Origin of the sequence: Paenibacillus sp., from assembly GCF_031177825.1 — a bacterium.
In the GTDB taxonomy this organism is placed as follows: Bacteria; Bacillota; Bacilli; order Paenibacillales; family YIM-B00363; genus Paenibacillus_AE.
The window spans coordinates 152,917-175,192 of record NZ_JAPSKE010000010.1 but is presented as its reverse complement, the minus strand read 5'-3'; the positions used below and the strand labels follow the sequence as shown (position 1 = coordinate 175,192).

The following is a 22,276-nucleotide window of genomic DNA, read 5'->3' as shown; positions in this document are numbered from 1 at the left end:
TTGCTTACTACAACTACGAACGTTTCCAGAAAAAACTCGGCGACCGCTCCCCAGTGGAATACCGGGAAACGATCGCCGCTTAATATACTCTTTTCTTACTGTCTACTTGACGGGGCTATGACCACCCCGTCCTCATCCGATTCTTCTTCTTTTGAAAGCCCACACTTTAATCCAGAGTCTGCCCTCATCATCGACGAATTTGCGTATCCCGATCAATCGTAATGGCGTCCATTTCTCCTCGAAATGATAGTAAGGCACTCCGTTCACCCTCCCGAATGTTCTTCTTTCAGCCGATTATAGCAGAGAAGAAATGAGAATGTTGTCAAAAAATGTAGTTGGAATAAAAATACTAACAAAGGTTTGCTAACCCCTTACTTCGGACATAGGTATAAATGACTGAATGTTTATTGATCTACTTGACCGTAATAGGAGCAAAGGATGGATTCTTGGAATAGTAATTACGGATTTGTCAATACCTAGGAGTCGAATTCTACCATTATTTTACGCGTCCCAAATGTAATCCCACCAATAGTCTCCTAGTATTAATATTTGTATACAGGTCGTCTGTCGCTTGGTAGAATAACATGACAATTGATGTCGAAGTTTCAATAATGTAAAATTATTACTGAACTTTCAATCAGTAGGTTCGACTATTTACATATTACGAGTACGAGGTTTCTTGGGGGAATGGAAGTTGACGTACCGCAAGCGAATTGCCTATCTTATTTTGATTGATTCAATCATCGTGCTTGCTTCCATCTTCATATGCAACTTCATCTTGATGCCGGCGAAGAGTCCATTCTACGCCGCCATTCTATTAAGCTCAGCGGCGCTTCTTGTAAGTCACCATGCACTGGCCTATTCTTTTAGACTCTATCAACAGGTATGGAAATATGCGAGCGTCGGGGAATTAGTCTCCATCGTCAGAGCGGTTTCCTTGTCGATTGGATTTACAGCCATCGTTCAACTCGTTGCGGTGCAAAATGTTATGTTCCAAACGTTAACCGTTACTTGGATGATGCATATTCTCCTCATCGGCGGTACACGCTTCGCATGGAGATTATACCGGGATTCCTACACCGGGAAACCGAAGGTGAACGCTTCGGAGAAGAAACGCACCCTGATCATCGGCGCCGGTGCGGCAGGCATGATGGTTGTGAAGCAGCTCCGGCTCAACCCGGAGCAAGCGTTGTGGCCGGTCGGCTTCATCGACGACGATTCGGCGAAGCACCACCTCGAAGTGCTGGGGCTCCCGGTACTCGGAGGAAGGCAAACGATCGAGGAAGCGGTGAAAGTCCACGACGTACAAAACATCATCATCGCGATTCCTAAGTTGAACAAGCGGGAATTGAATGGCATCGTAGCGGAATGTAATAAGACGGAAGCGAAGACGCAGATCGTCCCTATGATCGAGGACTTTCTGAACGGTAAGGTGAGCTTAAGTGCCGTGCGTGACGTTCAAGTGGAGGACTTATTAGGAAGAGACCCGGTGGAGCTCGATATCGCTTCCATCTCGGAATACATAACAGGGAGCGTCGTCTTGGTCACCGGGGCGGGCGGCTCGATCGGTTCGGAAATTTGCCGGCAAATTTCCCGATTCACCCCTCGAAGTGTGGTACTCTTAGGGCACGGGGAGAACAGCATCTACTCCATCCACATGGAGCTTCATGACGATAATCCGAACGAGATCCAATACATTACGGAAATCGCCGACATTCAAGACCGGAACAAGATGTTTCAAGTGCTGGAGCGCCATCGGCCGAAGGTCGTCTTCCACGCGGCCGCGCATAAGCATGTCCCCCTCATGGAGCACAATCCGGAGGAGGCGGTGAAGAATAACGTCATCGGCACGAAGAACGTGGCCGAAGCCGCCGACGCTTGCGGGGTCGAGACGTTCGTCATGATCTCCTCCGACAAGGCCGTCAACCCGACGAACGTGATGGGGGCGACGAAGCGGGTGGCGGAGATGGTCATCCAGGATCTGAGCCGTAGAAGCCGGACTCGATTCGTCGCCGTCCGCTTCGGCAATGTCCTCGGCAGTCGAGGCAGCGTCATTCCGCTCTTCAAGCAGCAGATCGAGAAGGGCGGGCCGGTGACCGTTACCCATCCGGAGATGACGCGCTACTTCATGACGATTCCGGAGGCATCGCGCTTGGTCCTCCAAGCGGGGGCGCTCGCTCGCGGCGGCGAAATATTCGTGCTGGACATGGGCGAACCGGTGAAGATCGTAGATCTCGCTCGAAACCTCATCCGCTTGTCCGGGTATACGGAAGAGCAGATCGGCATTCGCTTCAGCGGGATCCGGCCGGGAGAGAAGCTGTTCGAAGAGCTGCTCAACGACAACGAAGTGCAAGAACGGCAAGTTTACCCGAAAATCTACATCGGGAAAACCGCAGCCTTATATATGGAAGAAATCCATGAGCTCATCAATCATCCGAATCTGGATCGCGAGCAGCTGCGCGAGAAGTTGTTAGATCTAGCGAATAACCGAGTCGTCAAGAAGATGGCCATGGTCCGATAAGGGAGAGAAAGAGAAATGAAAGTACGGAAAGCGATTATTCCAGCGGCAGGGCTGGGCACGAGGTTTCTGCCGGCGACGAAGGCGATGCCGAAGGAGATGCTGCCGATCGTCGACAAGCCGACCATCCAATATATCGTCGAAGAAGCCGTCGAATCCGGGATCGAAGACATCATCATCGTCACCGGCAAGGGGAAGCGGGCGATCGAGGACCACTTCGACAACTCCTTCGAGCTGGAACAGAACTTGTTGGAAAAAGGAAAAATCGACCTGCTCAACGAGGTTCAGAAATCCTCCAAAATGGTCGATATACATTATATCCGACAGAAAGAAGCAAGAGGCCTTGGCCATGCAGTGTGGTGCGCTCGCAAATTCGTCGGGGACGAGCCATTCGCCGTTCTGCTTGGCGACGACATCGTGAAAGCCGATAAGCCGTGCCTCAAGCAAATGATCGAACAATACGAACGATACCGGGCATCCGTCATCGGGGTGCAGCGCGTCCCGATCGACGAGGTTTCCAGATACGGCATTGTGGACGGGAAGGAAATCCACGACCGTCTGTTCAGCGTTACGAACCTAGTAGAGAAGCCGAAGAAGGAAGATGCCCCATCCGATCTCGCGATCATGGGGCGTTACATTTTAACCCCGAAAATTTTTGAAATTCTTGACAATCAAACACCTGGCGCCGGCGGGGAGATCCAGTTGACGGATGCAATTGCGGCACTGAATCGTAGCGAAGCGGTGTACGCGTACGACTTCGAAGGCATTCGATACGATGTGGGCGAGAAGCTTGGGTTTATTAAGACGACGCTAGAGTTTGCGCTGCAGCGCGAGGAGTTAAAAGAGGACTTGTTGGATTATCTAAGGGAATTAATTAATGGTGAAATGATGCAGAAAGTTAACTTTTTATAACTAAATTTAAAATCAAATTATTAATAACCTATACTGCGAGGGAAAAACAATGATTGACATCAAACGAAGAAACATACATTTTTCACCCCCTGATATTACGAATGTAGAGATCGAGGAAGTAGTTAAAACACTGAAATCTGGTTGGATAACAACTGGACCCAAGACAAAGGAATTCGAGGGCAAGATAGCTGATTTCGTTGGAACGAATAAAGCTGTTTGCTTGAATTCCGCAACAGCAGCAATGGAGCTGACATTGAGAATATTAGGAATAGGACCTGGAGATGAGGTGATTACAACAGCTTATACATATACCGCGACAGCATCTGTAATAAATCATGTTGGTGCAAAAATCGTACTAGTTGATACGGCAATGGATTCATTTGAAATGGATTACACAATGCTTTCGAGTGTGATAACAGAAAGGACAAAGGCCATTATCCCTGTCGATCTTGGGGGTAGGATGTGTGATTACGAAACTATTTATGAAATAGTAAATAGAAAAAGAAAATTGTTCAAGGCAAAGAATGAAATTCAGGAATTGTTCAATAGAATCATAATTTTAACTGATGCCGCGCATGCCTTTGGTGCTGAAAGGAATGGCAAAAAATGCGGCCAAGTTGGTGACTTTACCTGTTTTTCATTTCACGCGGTTAAAAACTTAACAACAGCAGAAGGTGGAGCGGTTGTTTGGCGTAACGACTGCGGGTTAGACGATGATTGGTTATATCAACAATATATGTTGCTGAGTTTACATGGGCAGTCTAAGGATGCTTTGGCAAAGACTCAAAAAGGTGCTTGGGAATATGACATCGTCTATCCTGGTTATAAATGTAATATGACTGATATTATGGCAAGTATAGGCCTAGTTCAATTAGAAAAATACGAAGGTATACTGAGAAAGCGAAAGGAAATTATCATAAAATACGATTGTGCATTATCCCCATTAGGCCTTAACAGTTTGCAACATTATCATGAAGGTTCCAATTCTTCCGGACACCTCTATCTTCTAAGAATACCTGGTATTAACGAGTCTGAAAGAAATGAAATAATATTAAAAATGGCTTTACGAGGAATAAGTTGCAATGTTCATTACAAACCGCTACCAATGTTTAGTGCTTATAAGGAATTGGGCTTTAATATTAAGGATTTTCCTAATGCTTATAATATGTATTGCAATGAGATAACACTCCCACTTCATACTTTGTTAAATGATGAAGATGTCGAGTATATTGTAAACTCATTAATAGACATCATTTTACCGCGTAGAATGAAGTAAGTGAATATGAGGTGTACTTTTCTTTTCATGCATCATAGCGATATTTATTGGAATATGTTCTCTCATTTTCTTGAAAAGATGTATGGAAGGACTTATTAAAGAACAAGCAGGAAGAATGGCTCTCTGGAATATGAGATATGCCGACGATAGATGGAGCATCTGCAAGCAGCGAGTATTATCTATTATTTTGGAAACTACGCATGTCCAACGAAGGCCGGAACATGCACGACTCAGAGGTTTTGCATCATTGGACTTACGTAGAATATTTTAGGAGAGACCCCATGTTGTATAGTCTGTATTTTAAAAGACAATTTGATATTATTATATCTTTGCTTCTTTTACCATTAATAGTACCTGTATTAACAATATGCGGACTTTTAATTAAATTTGAAGATAGAGGTCCTGTTTTTTATTTTGCTAAGAGATTAGGGAAAAACAAAAAAGTATTTAAAATGTATAAATTAAGATCAATGAAAGTAAACTCCCCAGACATAAGGAATGAAGATGGGTCAACTTATAATTCAGATAAAGACCCAAGGTTAACCAAAGTTGGAAAGTTAATAAGAAAAACAAGTCTAGATGAACTTCCACAAATTCTTAATGTATTATTTGGAGATATGAGTTTCGTAGGTCCGAGACCAGACACACCGGAAGCCTTAGATTATTATACGGATGATGATTTGCGCAAATTAGAGGTTAGACCAGGAATTACGGGATATAGTCAAGCTTATTATAGGAATGCGGTAAAACAAAGTGAGAAGTTTAAAAATGATATATTTTATGTAAATAACATTTCTCTTTATCTAGATATAAAAATACTTATCTTAACAGTAAAAAATGTGCTGACAAGTAAAAATATAAATTCGTAAACCTAAAGAGTAGTTTATTTATTTGAATTTGTTGGAGGGATGGTAGCATTGATAATTGGTGACTTGATTAATTTAAGGGCACTTAAACGTATAGAGTCAAAACAGATTCTTGAATGGGTAAACAATCCAAGTTTGAAATATTGGACAGGAACGGTTTTTCCTATATCAGAAATTGAACATGAAGAATGGTTTGAAAAAAAGTTGAACGAAAAAGTAAATAAATTATTTGGTATTGAGGAAAGAAAATCAGGTAACTTAATTGGTGTTATTGGATTGAGTAACACTGATTTATTTAATAAAAGTACTGAGTTATTTACCTATATTGGCGACGAACAGTACTGTGGTAAGGGGTTCGGAACTGACGCAATCAAAACATTGGTGCGGTTTGCGTTTGAGGAATTAAATTTACATAGGATATCTTTAGTTGTTTTCTCTTATAATACAAGGGCTATTGCTTCATATAAAAAAGTGGGTTTCGTAACTGAGGGGGTTCTGAAAGAAAGTCTTTACAAAGGTGGAAAATATCACGACAAGATAATTATGGCTATTCTCAATGATAGAGGTATATCTGAGGGAGAATGAGGAACCATCATGAAAAAAATAATGATAATTGGTGCTGGCATTTTACAAGTACCAGCAATAATTAAAGCAAAAGAATTGGGACTACATGTGATCGCATTAGACATGAATCCCGAGGCACCTGGGTTTAAGATATCCGATGAATCTATTCAATTAAGTACTAATGATATTCAAAATGCAGTGAAAGTCGCAGAGGAGATTAAGCCGGATGCTGTTATAACAATAGCTAGCGATATGCCAATTAGAACTGTTGCCGCAATAGGAGAAAGGTGCGGATTAGTTACTATTTCTCCTGAAACAGCATTAAAAGCGACCGATAAAGGCGAAATGCGTAAAACACTTATGAGCCATAATATTCCTATACCCAGGTTTTATGTAATATCCAGTTTAGAGGAGTATAAATTAGTTACAAATAACTTTTCGGGGGATTATATCGTTAAACCAGCAGATAATTCAGGAAGTAGAGGAATCTACTTAGTGAATAAGATGGATAAAAGTGATGATGCATTTAGGCATGCCAAGGCCCACTCGAGATCAGGTAGCATCCTTGTAGAAGAGTATATGATGGGGCCTGAAGTTAGTGTAGAGACTCTAACAGTCGACGATGAGACGCATGTAATTTCAATAACCGATAAACTTACAACGGGGGCCCCTCATTTTACAGAGATGGGTCATTCTATCCCATCACAGCTTCCGGATAAAGTAATAAATGAAATTAAGAATCTCGCAATTTCAGCAATAAAAGCTATAGGAATCAATGTTGGTCCCTCGCATACAGAAATTATCATAACTGAAGATGGCCCCAAGATCGTTGAACTAGGTGCAAGGCTTGGGGGGGATAATATTACAACTCATCTGGTTCCTTTAGCCACTGGTATAGATATGGTTGAATGCACTATAAGATTGGCTTTAGGAGAGAAGATTGAGATTTTTCAAAAATATCAAATGGGTGCAGCTATTAGATATTTTAATGCACCAGAAGGCATCCTAAAGTCTATAGAATATTTAACAGTAACAGAGGATATCGAAGGAGTAGAAGAGATTAGGATAACAAAAGGTATTGGCGAGAGTGTAACAAAAATACGAAGCAGCACTGATAGGGTCGGTTATATTATCTCAAGGGCAACTTCACCTCGGGAAGCGGTTGCTCTGTGTGAGGAAGTAGCAAGCTCAATTAAATTCATAGTTACATAAAGTAAGACAAATAAAAACTACTTGGTAGGAGGCAATTGTCTTGAATATATGGATCGTCTCAGATGGGGAGCCGCTACCAACAGATGGTCAAAATGTAAGATTGAGAAGAATGGGTATGTTGTCTACTATTCTGTATCAAATGGGACATGAGGTCCATTGGTTTAGTTCTTCTTTTCACCATTACAAGAAGGAGCAGCGTTGCAACAACGATACAGAAATTCTTATTAAGGATAATTTTACTATTCATTTGATTAAAACTAAAGGATATAAAAATAATGTATCCGTTCAACGTATTAATCATCACAGAACATTGGCTCGAAAGTTTAATATAAAGACTATTGATTACAACAAACCGGATATTATACTTGTAACCTTGGCACCTCTTGAACTGAGTAAGGTTGTAGTTAATTATGGTGAGCAAAATAAAATCCCAGTTATTGTTGATATTAGGGATCTTTGGCCTGAAATCTTCAGTGAAGTTATCCCGAAGTGGGGAAAGGGTATAATTAGACCATATATCTGGATGTGTAAAAAACGACTGAAATCAATAATTAGAAGAGCAACGGCGATAATTGGTGTCACACCTAATTTTTTGGAATATGGTCTCAATGTGGCAGGCTTAAAAAAGAGGCAGTTCGATGAGGTTTTTTTTACATCATATAAGCCGCGTGATTTAACAAATCAAATGCCAAGTTTTAAGGAAAATTGGGGTCACTATGGTTTGAAACAAAGTGATTTTATAGTGACCTTTGTAGGTAATTTTGGGAAGCAATTTGTATTAAATCCAATAATTGAAGCGGCAGAGAAACTAAAGGAGTACCAAGATATAAAGTTTGTGCTATGTGGAAGTGGTGAGACTCTCCAAAGTTTCAAAAATGAATCTAAACATTTAGATAATATTATCTTGACAGGCTGGATCGAGGAAAGTGAAATCCATTCTTTGTTATCTGCTACATCAATAGGCATAGCTCCTTATAGAAACAGTATTAATTTTACGAATAATACACCAAATAAGTTTGGTGAATATCTATCTGCGGGTCTTCCTGTTATTCTTGGAGTAGGTGGTATCATGGAAGATTTAGTGAGGGATTATAAATGTGGGGATATTTATAAGGATTCAGAGGAATTGGCAAAGATAATTAAGAGCCTATATTTTGATAATGATCTCTTGAAGTCAATGTCGGTTAATGCATATAAATTGTATGAGGAGAAATTTAACTCAGACAAGGTTTACCCGGATTTTGCTAAATATTTGGAGAAAGTAGCATTGAAATCAAAGTCCAAAATAGGTGAATATAATGAAATTTGAAATATTAGATTCGTTAGTGAGAAAAGAAACAAAATTGTCTGTCATTGGTCTTGGCTATGTTGGAATGCCTTTAGCAGTTGCATTTGCCGAGAAAGTTGATGTAATTGGATTTGACTTAAACAAAAAGAAAATTGAACTTTATAAATCAGGCATTGACCCAACAAACGAGGTGGGAAACGAGGGGATCAAAGGTACTAAAGTTGAGTTTACAGCGGAAGAATCGCGACTGAAAGAGTCAAGGTTTCACATTGTCGCAGTCCCAACTCCAATTAATCTGGATAAAACCCCAGATCTTTCACCTGTAGAAGGGGCTAGCAGAATAGTAGGACGGAACTTATCAGTAGGTTCAGTTGTTGTTTATGAATCAACTGTCTATCCAGGGGTTACAGAAGATATCTGCATACCAATTTTGGAGGAAGAATCCGGTTTAAGGTGTGGAGTTGATTTTAAAGTTGGTTATTCCCCGGAACGTATAAATCCAGGTGATAAGGTACACAGATTGGATAATATTGTTAAAATTGTTTCTGGGATAGATGAAGAATGTATGGAGGAAATAGCTAAAGTATATGAACTTATAATAAAAGCCGGTGTGCATAAGGCAAGCTCCATTAAAGTAGCGGAAGCTGCAAAAGTTGTAGAAAACAGTCAACGTGATATTAATATTGCTTTTATGAACGAACTTGCAATGGTTTTCGACCGTATGGGGATTGATACAAAGTCAGTTGTAGAAGCTATGAACACTAAATGGAATGCGCTTAACTTTTATCCTGGGTTAGTCGGAGGACATTGTATAGGGGTAGACCCATACTATTTTATTTATGAAGCAGAAAAATTAGGTTACCACAGCCAAATAATACTTGCAGGTCGTAAAATTAATGATGGTATGGGAGCGTTTATTGCAGATGCAATTATTAAACAACTAGTTATTGGAAATAAGCTGGTTAAACAATCTAAAGTTGTTATCCTCGGTATAACCTTTAAAGAAAACTGTTCGGATATAAGGAATTCCAAGGTCGTGGATATTATTTCAAGATTAGGTGAATATGGGATTAAGCCGATTGTGGTGGATCCTTTGGCTAATGTTGCCGATACATTTAATGAGTATAGTATAGAACTGACCGATATTGATTCCGTAACTGGAGCTGATTGCGTTGTTTTTGCAGTTGGGCACGATATATTTAAACAAATGAGCTGGGATAGGATAGACAAAATGTTTGGAAACTACGGTTACAATGAAAAAATAATTATTGACGTTAAAGGAATTGTTTCAAGGGATGAGATCAACGAAAGAGGTTATAGTTATTGGAGTCTGTAATGAAGTTTATAAAGTTGTTCAAAAAGGGTTTTAATAGAATTAATAGGATAGCAGTAGGAAAAAAAGGTATTTACGGAAAAATTGGCAAGGGGAACAAGTTCACAACTGGGGTTTTTATCTCAGAAGGTGCTGTGATTGGAAATAATAATTATTTCGGTCCTTATTCTATGATAAACAATGCTGTAGTTGGAAATTACTGTTCGATCGGGCCTGGTGTAAAAATAGGCCAGGCAGAACACAGTAAGAGTTATTTAACGACTTTCCAAAAAATTAGCAAACAGTTGATTGGTCACTCTCTGAATTCAACACCTTCTATTATTGGGAGCGATGTTTGGTGTGGAGCAAATGTAGTCATACTCCAAGGCGTAAAAATAGGTGATGGTGCTATTATCGGTGCCAATGCTGTTGTTACGAAAAATATTCCTGAATATGGAATTGCGGTAGGTGTTCCTGCTCGAGTGATAAACTACAGATTTGATGATGATGTTATTAGTGTGATTAAGGAAAGTCGGTGGTTTGAGCACAATTTGAAAGAGGCAAAACAAATTTTAAAATTATTAGAAAATCAATTAAACTTGAAAAGGGATAAATGAAATGAGAGTAATGTTCTTAGGCGCAGGTAACAGCATCCATACTGTGCGTTGGGTTAATGCTTTGGCTGAAAAAGGTCATGAAGTGCATTTAGTTTACAATTCTGGTCAAGAGCCGAATACAGACAATGTTAGTGAGAAGATTACACAACATAAGCTTAAGTGGAGTGGTCCAATTGCATATTATCTAAATGCGATTGCATTATCTAAACTTTTAAGCAGAGTCAAACCGGATATCGTAAACGCGCACTATGCAAGTGGCTTTGGGACTTTAGCACGAGTCGCAAGACTTAAACCGTTAGTGCTATCAGTCTGGGGGAGTGATGTTTACGATTTTCCCAACCAGAGTCCTTTAAATATGAAAATTATAAAAAGGAATTTGTTGTTTGCAGATAAACTCACCTCTACCAGTCATTGTATGGCAGATGTAACCCGGAAATTAATCTTACCGAAAGAGCTTAATGTTAATGTTGTACCATTTGGTGTAGACATAAAAAGATTCTCTCGAAGCAAACCTCTATTGGATAAGGATGACATTATCATTGGAAATATAAAGACTCTCTCGCCGAAATATGGAATTGATGACTTGGTCAGGGCAATTAAGATTTTGAAAGACGATTTACTTAAAGATAATATGCATGAAATATCAAATAGGATCAAAGTTAGGATTTATGGTGACGGGGAACAAAAGGATGAACTGTTAAGACAAACAATTGAGAGTAAACTTGAGGCAACGATAAAATTTATGGGCAAAATCCCAAACAATAAAGTACCGGAAGCGTTAGAGGAAATGGATATCTTTTGTGCAACAAGTGTTCTTGACAGCGAAAGTTTTGGTGTAGCTGTGGTTGAAGCTATGTCGATGGAGCTACCTGTTGTAGTTACAGATGTTGATGGATTTAAGGAAGTTGTGAAAAACAATATTACAGGTTTCATAGTGCGAAGAAGGAACCCAGATGACATAGCTCGTGCATTAAGAAGGTTAGTTATGGACAGAGAATTAAGAAGTAAGTTTGGCTTGGAAGGCAGGAAAAGAGTACTCGAACATTACAATTGGGAAAAGAATGTTAATTCTATGATACAAATTTATGATAACTTAAAAGACTAAAGGGTGTAAAAGGATGATAGGTATTGTAATACTTAATTATAGAACTTGGAAGGAAACAGTAGAATGTGTAGATTCGATTAGGAAAAGTACAAATTGTGAATATAAGATTTATCTTGTTGATAATAATTCACCCGATGATTCTTATACTCAATTGCATGCTAAGTACCACTCATCCAAGGATATTGTATTAATGCAAGCTCAATACAACAATGGCTATTCTGCAGGAAACAACCTGGGAATTAAGAGGGCGCTTTCTGATGGTATGGAGGTAATCTTATTATCTAACAGCGATGTAATATATTACAGTAATTCAATTGATCTTATGTATACATATTTAATCAACAATAAGCATGTGGGGATATTAGGCCCGAAGGTAGTGTTGCCAAACAATAATATACAAAGTTCGCCTAGGATGAATTATACTTTCAAAAACTATATTCTTGGTAAAAAGCCCTTTCTTTATTTTGATTTTAAAGGAATAATGCAAGAAACTTATTTCAAGAATTACAAATATGATACTGAATTAGTTTTTGATGGATTTGTTGCTGGTTGCTGCATAGCACTAAGCAAAGAATATTTCGAAAAATGTGGGTTATTAGATGAAAACGTCTTTTTGTATTTCGAAGAATCAATTATTTCACATAAAGCATTAATGAAAGGATTAAAAACATGTGTACTACCCCAAGCCGTTGTTTTACATAAATGTTCAGTTTCAATAGGTAAACAAATTAGTGCATTTTCAAGATTACACCGATACTATAGTTCTATGTATATGCTTAGAAGGTACAAAGGTATAAATAAGATTCAGTTATCTTTTATTTTATTCTTGAATTTAATTCCATTTATTTCAAATGGAATTATTAAAAGAGAGTACAGGAAATTTGGCAAGGTTTTTATTCAAAAGAGTTTGGAGCTCTTTGAATAAAGGGAGATGTAATAAGATCGTGAATGAGTTGAGTTTTTAAAATTGGCAAAAGGAAACTATTATAATGACAATCAAAGGCATGGCACAGAACACAGTAATATTTAATATTATTTTATCATTACTGGTCATAAATTTTTCATCTGCGTTGGGATATCATCTAATCTCCCAAGCATCCATTACAATTCTCTTAGTTATTAACATAGGTTTGGTAATTACCACTCTTTTTAAGAAAATAAAAATAGATATCATTTTCTTAATATTGTTGGGGTTAACAATGGTTTATGTTTTTTTTCAAATTATTGGAATCTCCAGCTATCCAGATTATACAAGGTTATTTATAAGAGTTTTTCAATTGGTTGGCTTGATATGCCTTTACTTAAACACTACTTTTCTGTATAATCTTTCAATTATTAAAGTTGATATATACAAACTTCTTAATTTTTCAGTATTAGCGCTTTTATACTTTTCTTTGTTTAGTCCTAGTTACATTCAAAACGTGGCGCTACTATCCGATGTTTCGTTCGCTTTTGTTGCAATGAACTTCCTAATGTATATACATAAGAAAATTAAATTCATTTACATTATTTTGTTTTTACCATTGGTTATTTTGGGTGGGGGAAGGACACATTTAATATCATTGGTAATATTTGTGTTAATCTATAAAAATTGGGGTAGATTTACAAAAAATAAACTTACGTATGTTGCTTTATTTTCAGGATTATTATTTGTGGCCTATACAACATCTGTTTTATATCCTTCGTTAATTTATAACCCGTTTTTCTTGGATCTAAATATTAAGTTTAATCAATACACTGGCGAGAACTTTTTCTCTGGTAGGCAGGTAATTTGGGCAAATATATTAGAGAATGTTAAAGATGACAGGATGTTTGGGCTGGGTTCCGATATAACAAGCCAAATGTTAAATAACTTAAATCTGTCAGCTCACAACCAGTATTTGGAGATTTATGCCCAGAGTGGAATTGTTGGACTAGTAATATTCGTTACAATTATTTTTATGATTTGGGCTATTCACTACAAGTATAAGAGTTCTAAGTATTCGAGGTTTAATATTGCATTTTTATCCTCATTAATGGTAATGGGTATTACAAGTGTTTGTTTATACCAAACAAATATGGCGTTAGCATCGATCTTTTGGTTTGTTCTTGGTCTCGGTACTAATAATGCACTAAATGATAAAGGTCCTTAATATTGACATGGAGCGATAATTATTATAACTACTCTGGAGTTTATATAGAGAACAATGAGGTTCCTTTGATGAACAGTAGAGCAATTAATTTTATTAAAAATTTATCATATTCATTAGTATCTAATATTATTTCAGTTATTGTTTCAATTTTGATTATATTGATAATACCTAAATTAATAGGCGTACAAGAGTACGGGTATTTTCAATTGTACTTATTTTATACTTCCTATGTCGGTTTCTTGCATCTGGGGTGGAATGATGGAATATACCTAAGATACACTGGTAAGGATTATCTGGATCTGGACAAGGGCTTATTTTTTTCGCAATTTTATATGCTTCTATTTATGCAATCTTTCATAGCATTAATAATATTTACATTCTCAATAGTCTTTTTTGTTGATGAAAATAAGTTATTTATTTATCAAATGACCGCACTATGTTTGATTCTTACAAATGTAAGACAAATGTTGTTATATATCCTTCAGGGTACAAATAAAATAGTTGAATACGCAAGGATTATTGTATTTGAGAGAATAATTTATTGTTTAATAGTATTCTCGTTACTGTTTACAGGAGTTACAGATTACAAATTAATTATACAAGCTGATTTGGTAGGGAAATTAATTTCGTTGTTTTATGCGATGTATTGTTGTAGAGATATAGTTTACAAGAGGGTTCAAAAATTTTCTTTTAGTTTGACTGAAATACTTGAGAATATTAAATCAGGAATTAGTTTGATGTTTGCGAATATCGCGAGTATGCTAATTATTGGAGTAGTTAGGTTTGGAATAGAGCGTACTTGGGATGTTTCCGCCTTTGGAAAGGTATCTTTAACATTGAGTATTTCAAAATTACTGATGTTACTAATTAATTCCGTTGGAATGGTGCTATTTCCGGTTTTAAGAAAAGTTAATGGGGAGAGTTTGCCAAGAATCTATATTACACTTAGAGACATCCTAATGGTGTTTTTATTTGCTTCTCTTATTACTTATTACCCAATTAAAGAAATTTTGTTAGTGTGGTTACCTAAATATACTGATAGTTTATTTTACATGGCCTTGATGTTTCCTATTTGTGTGTTTGAAGGTAAGATGGCACTCCTAATAAGCACATACTTGAAAACTTTAAGAAAGGAAAAGCTGATCTTAAGAGTCAATTTAATATCTCTTGTACTTAGTTTAGTTCTTACCTTAGTAACAACAGAGATACTACACAACTTGAATTTAGCTATTATCTCTATGGTGATCCTATTATGTTTTCGGTGTATTATCGCTGAAGCCTTTCTTTCAAGGATAATAAAGATACCCTTTTATAAGGATGCAATGCTTGAGATAATCATGACAACAACCTTTATAATAGCCGGATGGTATGCCGATTCGTCAATTTCCATTATTATTTACGGTTTCGCGTTAGTGATATATGTATGCATAAAAAAGAAGGATCTCAAGAATTCAATAATAAGCTTGAAGAGATTAACGAAGACCTAAGCGTAGAATTAAATAGTTTGTTGGTCATGTTCACTAGCACGAATGAATGGACGTTAGAGAGCGCTACATAGTGGAGTAAATCATGTAATCCCCTACTGTAGAAGATAAATGTAGGGTGGGTTAATTTATTTCAAAAGTCAAGAGGTGGTCACTTGATTGATATACATTGCCACATACTTCATGGTGTTGACGACGGGGCGGGTTCGATAGAGGACTCTATAATGATGTCAAGAGCAGCATTTGCAGATGGCATAGATATAATCGTCGCAACTCCTCATCATAATGATGGAAACTTTGTTAATAATCGGGATTTGGTAATTAAAGGTGTCAAAACATTGAACGAAGCATTAAGGGATGCGTCAATTCCGCTTACCATAGTATCAGGACAAGAGATTCGCTTCTACGATTCATTAATTGAGGATTTATACGCAGATTCAAGCCTATTGACTCTTAACAATTCAAAATATATTCTAATAGAGTTTGCATCGAGCGAGGTTCCTGCGAACATCAAAGAGATGTTCCACGAGCTTCAGATCTACGGATTAACACCGATCATCGCACATCCCGAGAGAAACCGAGCGATTGCACGCCAACCGAAGTTGCTAGAGGAGTTAGTTGAGTATGGTGCTCTAAGCCAGGTCACTTCTCAGTCATTAGTAGGTCGTTTCGGTTCTAAAGTACAGAAGGTCGCTTTGGAACTATGTGAGCGTAATTTGATCCATGTCATCGCATCCGACGCACATAATAATACGTCAAGACCTTTCCTAATGAAGGAAGCGGCGGAATGGGTCGCCAATGAGCTTGGGGAAGAGATGCAAGCCTATTACTTGTCCAACGCGGCCAGGGTCATTCATGATGAGCCGATAGAATTGTTGAAGTCAATGAAAAAGAAGAAGAGCATCCTATATTTTTGGCGCAGGTAGATTTTTAAATCTATTAATATCGTTGATAAAAGATGCAATATTGTGATAGACTAGCCCTAACTGCCTTACTGAATTTGGTATAAATGTTTGTCGGTTATAAAGTACATACGAGGTGAAACCATGAAGAAGAAAGTATTAAAGACTACTGTGGCAGCAAGCTTGGTTTTCGGTTCCATCGCGGGAATTCCGTTGAGTCATAAGGGGATTCAAGAGCTGTTCGGAACTCCTGTAGCAAGCGCTTCTCTGTCCGAGAATCCGCTCCCACCGGAAGCAAATGCGTGGCTGGAGCGGGTACTGAACGTGTACAGCAAGTTAACCGCGGAAGAACAAGCGGAGGTTAAACAGCTTAGTCTAGATTTGGCCAACAATAGCGTTAGCTCGGGGAATGAATACTTGGTCGAGCCGTTAGTCGAATTCATCAATGCCAAGCAGGATGATGAGAACGAAATCAATGCTTTCGAGACACTAGCGGTGGTCGCTTCCTTCTCTCTCATGCTTTCGAGCGATCAAGAGACGCTGAGCAAAGGTTTGAACACGCTGCGGGAGAATGGTGATTTCCGAGCTTGGATTTCTAGAATTCTAGCAGGCAGTGGTGTAAGCTTGGATGGGGAGAATGGGCTCGATGTATCCGACTTTGCGGAATTCTTGAGCGCCTCTCAATCGGCTGTTATCAACCAGTTTGATTTGGAAAAGGCATTGGTTTACTTGAACGCCCATAAGAATGGGAAGTTGTTAACGGAGCAACGGGGCGCTTTGAAGGCTGACCTGAAAGCGGCGTACGTATCTGTGATCGGCGATTCGAACCTGAAGATTTCCAAAGCATTGGCTTATTACACGTCCCAGCCTGGTGAAAAAACGGCCTTGGCTGAAGCACTCGCAGATACTGCGTTGAATTACTTGGACAAGTTCGACAGCGATGCGAAAGCAACGACCGCGATTCTGAAGGGAGTCGTTCGCTCCGAAGCGAAGCTTGCTTCTACTTCAGGAGGCGTAGAGTTGACGCCGCGGCTTACAATTTTCGGTGAAGATATCTCCAGCTATGTCAATTGGGGAGTTGAGACGCCAGAAAGCTATATTAGCTTCTCCGGCGGCAAGTTCGTCCTGAGCAGCTCCGCACCGACCGATACGAACGTTACGGCATCCGTATATGCTAAGGCTAAAGTGTATGATGAGTTGGTTTTCAAAGGCAACATTACGCTTCGTAGAAATTCCGAATCCGGCCCAGCTGGCCCCGGCGGTCCCGGACCGGGCACGACGCTTCCTCCGCAAGCGGCAGAACAAGCCCAAGCCGCGAAGAAAGCTGTAGAAGAAGCGAAGGCGAAGCTGGCGGAAGCTTCGCCGCAAGAGAAGAGCAAGATCATGAAGGAAGCCCTCAAGAACGTAAAAGAGGCAATCAAGGAGATTGGTAAGGTTTCCTTGTCCAACACGGTGACGGTAACGAACGGCAAGGCGACGGCCAACGTGAACGTTGGGCAGTTACAGCAACAGCTTGCTGCAATTAAGGCGGAAGTAGACGCGCTGAAAGCATCGTTGAAGGAGCTCGACGCCAATGCCAACGTAAACATGGCGCTCACGCTTGATCTTGGCGACGTCGATGCGGACGAAGTCAGCCTTCAATTGGTTAGCGCGCTTCTAACAGCTGTAACCGGTGCGGGCGCTACTTCGATCAATGTTACGGTGAACGGCGCGGGTATTAACTTCGCTCCTTCGGAGGTCGCAGCCGGAACGACGCTGACGATTAGCAACGCCTCGGATGACTCCGTCAGCGGAATTGCCGATGTCGTAACGTTCACGTTCGTCGCTCCGACGGGTGGCGAGATCGACGAATTCGATCGCCCGGTTTCCCTGACGCTGTCGGTGGATTCGGATGCGGACTTCGACGAGGATCTTTTGACGGCAGCGAAGGTCACGGAGGACGGTCTTGAGATCGTCGGCGGCACCTACGAGAACGGAACGGTGACGGCACCTCGCTCGACGCTGTCGACGTATACGGTCGTCGAGAATGAAGTTGAATTCGTGGACACGGCTTCGGTCGGTACATGGGCAGGGAAGGAAATCAAGGTCGTTGCGGCGAAGGGGATCGTCGAAGGCCGCGGCGCTGGCGACTTCGACCCGAACGCAAGCGTAACGCGAGCAGAGTTCGCCAAGATGATTTCCAAGGCGCTTGGCATCGCTGGCGGCAGCGCGAAAGAAAGCTTCGCTGACGTTTCCGCAGACGATTGGTTCCAACCGTACGTCGCAGCCGTCTCGAAGTGGGGCATTACGAACGGAAGAACGCCTACAAGCTTCGATCCGAATGCGCCGATTACGCGCGCGGAGATGGCGACGATGATTGCTCGCGGTCTGCAGCAAGTGCGCGGCGAACAAAGCTTCATCGCGAATGAAGACGTATTGGCGCAGTTCAAGGATGCGGATCAAATCCTTGCAACGCTCGAGGATGGAGTCGCATTCGCGGCTGACCTAGGAATCGTTCAAGGCCTTCCGACAGAGGAATTCGCACCGAACGCCCACACGACTCGAGCGCAAGCAGCGGTTATGATCTATCGCTTGCTGCAACAATAAGTAGAACCCAACATGAGGGCCCGTCTTTCTTCTCGGAGGAAGACGGGCCTTGTATTTTCCTATTCATTCCCGTATCCAATCCTCCGATATTCGTGTAAAATGATAGGACAAGACTGTTAAGGGAGTTAAGCTCATCATGGAAATGGAGTTAGAACTGAAGGATTATCTTAAGATTGTACGCAAGCGACTTTGGTTGATTGTGACTGTCGTGATCCTTGCGAGTGTCGCTGCAGGAATCGTAAGTATGTATGTCCTTAAGCCTGTATATGAGGCTTCGACGAAGTTGATCGTGAACCAATCGAACGAATCAACGGCGGGCATGCAGCAGTTGGACTTGAATGCGGTAAATTTGAACTTACGTCTCATCGATACATACAAAGAAATCATTAAGACGCCTGCGATCATGGATAAGGTGATGTCCGAACATCCCGAGTTCGGTCTTACCGCGGGCGAATTGAGCGATAAAGTCCGAGTTAGTTCGGTTAATAACACGCAAGTTATGACCCTTATCGTAGAGGATGGTTCTTATGAGAGGGCGGCCGCTATCGTCAATGCAATCTCGGTTGTATTCCAGAGGGAAATTCCATTCATTATGAACGTGGACAATGTTTCCATCTTGAACGAAGCGCCTTCGAATGTATCGCCTTCCCCTGTGAAGCCTAACGTAAAGTTAAACATTGCGATCGCATTCGTTGTATCGTTGATGGTGATGCTAGGTATCGCGTTCTTGTTAGAGTACCTGGATGATACGATTAAGACGGAACGCGACGTGGAGGCCATTATAGGCTTGCCGACCTTGACCGCGATCGCGAAGACGACGGAAGAAGATTTCGCCCACGGGGCGAAAAGTTCCAAGAGAAAGGTGACTGACAAACGTGCCGTCCTTGAGCAATAAGCGGAAAATCATTACCCAGCATAACCCTAGGTCGCCGATCTCTGAAGCGTACGTCAAGCTAAGAACGAATATTGAGTTGTCTGCGGTAGACAATCCGATTCAAGTCGTTATGACGACCTCGGCTAATCCCGGGGACGGTAAGTCGACGACCGCATCCAATTTAGGCGTTGTATATGCGCAAGCCGAGAAGAAGACGCTCATCATCGATGCCGACCTTCGAAAGCCGACAATGCATCACTTCTTCATGCTAAGCAATCGTGGCGGGCTTACAAGCGTCTTAACGAATCAAAGCAAGTTCGAGTCCGTTGTTCGGGATACGTCGACGCCGAATTTGCAAGTGCTCACGTCGGGCCCGATCCCGCCGAATCCTTCGGAGTTGCTGTCCTCCAAGCGGATGAGCCGCTTGATCGAAGAACTTCGTCATCAATACGATACGATCATCATCGATTCCCCGCCGACCTTGGCGGTCGCTGATGCACAGATCATCTCTACGTTAACGGATGGAGTGCTATTAGTACTCAGTTCCGGTAATACGAAGAGGGATTTGGCAGCGAAGGCGAAAGCTAGCTTGGACCACGCGAAGGCACGAATTCTAGGCGTCGTCTTAAACAACATGGACCGGAAAAATGCGGATGCGTACTATTACTACTATGGTGCAACAGAAGAGTAGCTCCGGCTGCTCTTTTTTAATTGTTTCTATTTATTAACAAAAATGATCGCGGTTGTGCTACAATAGTCGGACATAAAGAGAGATGGGACGGCGAAATACCTATGAATAACAATGTAAGAGTCATACTGCTCGTTGCATTGGACTGCATTTTCGTTGGGAGTTCTGTAGTTTCATCCTACCTGATCCGCCACGACGGGATGATCCCGATTGCACTATGGGGAGAAGTCGTCGGATTTAGCATGACGGCGGTATTCGCCCTGGGTCTATCTTTCTACTACTTTAAGCTTTATCACAGAGCCTGGAGATATGCTAGCATTGGAGAGATCGTTGCCGTCGTCAAGGCCACGGCGATAGGGATTCTATTAGCTTACCTTGCAACGATGGTGTTGTTTCAGGAAGTTGTAGATTTTCCTGTGCTGACGCGTACGTTCCAAACGGTTCTGATTCTTGTCGGAGGCTCGAGATTCGTCTGGAGAGTGCTCCGAGATACGTACTTCGGAAAGAACCAACGAACGAAGAAACCGGCGCTTATTATAGGCGCTGGCGATGGAGGCGCATCGATCGTCAGGGAGCTGAAGAATAACCCGGCTTCAGAGTTATACCCCGTTGCCTTCATCGACGATGACCCGAAGAAGAAGGGGCTGCAGGTCCAAGGGATTAAAGTTCTCGGCGGTCGGGAACTCATTTCGACAACTGTGGAAAAGTACCACGTTGAAGAAATCATCATTGCGATGCCGTCCATATCCAAAACGCAGATCTCCGACGTCATTGAGGCTTGTAAAAACACAGGCGTTCGTTTGAAAATGCTTCCAGCGCTCTCCGAAATTCTGGCTGGCAAGGTAAGCTTAAGCTCGATTAGAGATGTGCAGGTTGAGGACTTATTGGGTAGAGATCCCGTCAGCGTGGATCTGGCAGGGATTACAGACTACATACGGGATAAGACGGTACTCGTTACCGGAGCCGGGGGCTCGATCGGTTCGGAGCTGTGCCGTCAGATCGCCTTCTTCCAGCCAAAGAAGCTGCTTCTCCTGGGTCACGGGGAAAATAGCATCTATCAGATCGAGACAGAGCTCTTGCGGTTGAAAGTCGCTTGTCCGATCGAGACGATCATTGCGGACGTTCAAGACCGGAAGAGACTCGACACGATCTTTAATCATTTTCGCCCACAGGTTGTGTTCCATGCGGCCGCCCATAAGCACGTACCGTTAATGGAACGTAACCCGTCGGAGTCCATTAAGAACAATGTGTTCGGCACTAGGAATGTAGCTGAGTATGCAGATCTCTACGGTGTTGAACGGTTCGTTCTGATCTCATCCGATAAAGCCGTAAACCCGACGAGCATTATGGGGGTTACGAAGCGGATCGCGGAGATGGTCATCCAATGTATGAATGTACATAGCAAGACGAAGTTTTCCGCTGTACGGTTTGGGAACGTGTTAGGGAGCCGAGGGAGCGTCATTCCAAGGTTTAAGGAACAGATCGCGGCAGGCGGTCCGGTCACCGTCACGCACCCGGATATGGTCCGTTACTTCATGACGATCCCGGAGGCTGTACAACTTGTCATCCAAGCTGGTGCTTACGCCGAGGGGGGCGAGGTGTTCATACTCGACATGGGGAAGCCAGTGAGGATCGTCACGCTGGCAGAAGATCTCATTCGCTTCTCCGGCTTGGAGCCTCATGTGGATATTAAGATCGAGTTTACGGGAATTCGTCCCGGGGAAAAGTTATTCGAAGAGTTGCTAACCGATGAAGAGGGACTTACGTCCACGAAGCATAATCGAATCTTTATCGGCCGTCCCTCGAACATTAGCCGTACCGAGATGGATTTCGAGTTGAAGCGATTGGAGCAAGTGCTCGGGGAGGACCAGCAGAGTATCCGTTCGCTGTTAAAGACGATTGTGCCGAGTTACGGGAATGTATCTTAAGAGGAGGTGAAG

Annotated in this window: 18 protein-coding genes; all 18 read left to right on the top strand. The window is 41.5% G+C overall.

What is annotated here, in order from left to right:
- Positions 1-694 precede the first annotated feature (694 nt).
- Positions 695-2,521 (top strand): polysaccharide biosynthesis protein, encoded by a 1,827-nt coding sequence (locus tag RIN49_RS14370; protein WP_309120858.1) that lies wholly within the window; start codon positions 695-697, stop codon positions 2,519-2,521.
- Positions 2,522-2,536: 15 nt separating this feature from the next.
- A complete protein-coding gene (galU, locus tag RIN49_RS14365; RefSeq protein ID WP_309120852.1) occupies positions 2,537-3,430 on the top strand; it encodes a UTP--glucose-1-phosphate uridylyltransferase GalU in 894 nt (297 codons plus the stop codon).
- A gap of 49 nt (positions 3,431-3,479) precedes the next feature.
- Positions 3,480-4,706 carry a DegT/DnrJ/EryC1/StrS family aminotransferase gene (locus RIN49_RS14360; protein WP_309120851.1) on the top strand — a complete coding sequence of 409 codons (1,227 nt, stop codon included), beginning with the start codon at positions 3,480-3,482 and terminating at the stop codon, positions 4,704-4,706.
- A 284-nt stretch (positions 4,707-4,990) separates the two neighbouring features.
- Positions 4,991-5,575, top strand: a complete 585-nt coding sequence (locus RIN49_RS14355) for a sugar transferase (RefSeq protein WP_375295253.1) — start codon at positions 4,991-4,993, stop codon at positions 5,573-5,575.
- Between the two features lie 39 nt (positions 5,576-5,614).
- Positions 5,615-6,157, top strand: coding sequence for a GNAT family N-acetyltransferase (locus RIN49_RS14350; protein ID WP_309120849.1), 543 nt, complete (start codon positions 5,615-5,617; stop codon positions 6,155-6,157).
- A gap of 9 nt (positions 6,158-6,166) precedes the next feature.
- Positions 6,167-7,348 (top strand): ATP-grasp domain-containing protein, encoded by a 1,182-nt coding sequence (locus RIN49_RS14345; protein ID WP_309120848.1) that lies wholly within the window; start codon positions 6,167-6,169, stop codon positions 7,346-7,348.
- A gap of 40 nt (positions 7,349-7,388) precedes the next feature.
- On the top strand, positions 7,389-8,657 hold the full coding sequence (locus tag RIN49_RS14340) for a glycosyltransferase family 4 protein (protein WP_309120847.1): 1,269 nt from the start codon (positions 7,389-7,391) through the stop codon (positions 8,655-8,657).
- The gene (locus RIN49_RS14335) at positions 8,647-9,972 is read left to right on the top strand and encodes a nucleotide sugar dehydrogenase (protein ID WP_309120846.1); all 1,326 of its coding nucleotides are present in this window, start codon (positions 8,647-8,649) and stop codon (positions 9,970-9,972) included. Before RIN49_RS14340 ends, RIN49_RS14335 begins: the two co-directional genes overlap by 11 nt.
- Complete coding sequence (locus tag RIN49_RS14330; RefSeq protein WP_309120845.1) at positions 9,960-10,565, top strand: CatB-related O-acetyltransferase; 606 nt, start codon at positions 9,960-9,962, stop codon at positions 10,563-10,565. Before RIN49_RS14335 ends, RIN49_RS14330 begins: the two co-directional genes overlap by 13 nt.
- 1 nt (position 10,566) lies before the next feature.
- Complete coding sequence (locus RIN49_RS14325) at positions 10,567-11,670, top strand: glycosyltransferase (RefSeq protein ID WP_309120844.1); 1,104 nt, start codon at positions 10,567-10,569, stop codon at positions 11,668-11,670.
- Positions 11,671-11,683: 13 nt separating this feature from the next.
- Positions 11,684-12,595, top strand: coding sequence for a glycosyltransferase family 2 protein (locus RIN49_RS14320; RefSeq protein ID WP_309120843.1), 912 nt, complete (start codon positions 11,684-11,686; stop codon positions 12,593-12,595).
- A 64-nt stretch (positions 12,596-12,659) separates the two neighbouring features.
- Positions 12,660-13,802: an O-antigen ligase family protein gene (locus RIN49_RS14315; RefSeq protein WP_309120842.1), complete on the top strand. Its 1,143-nt coding sequence runs from the start codon at positions 12,660-12,662 to the stop codon at positions 13,800-13,802.
- Between the two features lie 68 nt (positions 13,803-13,870).
- The gene (locus RIN49_RS14310; protein ID WP_309120841.1) at positions 13,871-15,289 is read left to right on the top strand and encodes an MATE family efflux transporter; all 1,419 of its coding nucleotides are present in this window, start codon (positions 13,871-13,873) and stop codon (positions 15,287-15,289) included.
- Between the two features lie 152 nt (positions 15,290-15,441).
- A complete protein-coding gene (locus RIN49_RS14305; RefSeq protein ID WP_309120840.1) occupies positions 15,442-16,212 on the top strand; it encodes a tyrosine-protein phosphatase in 771 nt (256 codons plus the stop codon).
- 120 nt (positions 16,213-16,332) lie between these two features.
- Positions 16,333-18,774, top strand: a complete 2,442-nt coding sequence (locus tag RIN49_RS14300) for an S-layer homology domain-containing protein (RefSeq protein WP_309120839.1) — start codon at positions 16,333-16,335, stop codon at positions 18,772-18,774.
- Positions 18,775-18,910: 136 nt separating this feature from the next.
- Positions 18,911-19,669, top strand: coding sequence for a YveK family protein (locus tag RIN49_RS14295; RefSeq protein WP_309120838.1), 759 nt, complete (start codon positions 18,911-18,913; stop codon positions 19,667-19,669).
- Entirely contained in the window at positions 19,650-20,339 is a 690-nt protein-coding gene (locus RIN49_RS14290) for a CpsD/CapB family tyrosine-protein kinase (protein WP_309120837.1), read from the top strand. The genes RIN49_RS14295 and RIN49_RS14290 overlap by 20 nt, the downstream gene beginning before the upstream one ends.
- 101 nt (positions 20,340-20,440) lie before the next feature.
- Complete coding sequence (locus tag RIN49_RS14285; protein ID WP_309120836.1) at positions 20,441-22,264, top strand: polysaccharide biosynthesis protein; 1,824 nt, start codon at positions 20,441-20,443, stop codon at positions 22,262-22,264.
- The last annotated feature ends 12 nt before the right edge of the window (positions 22,265-22,276 follow it).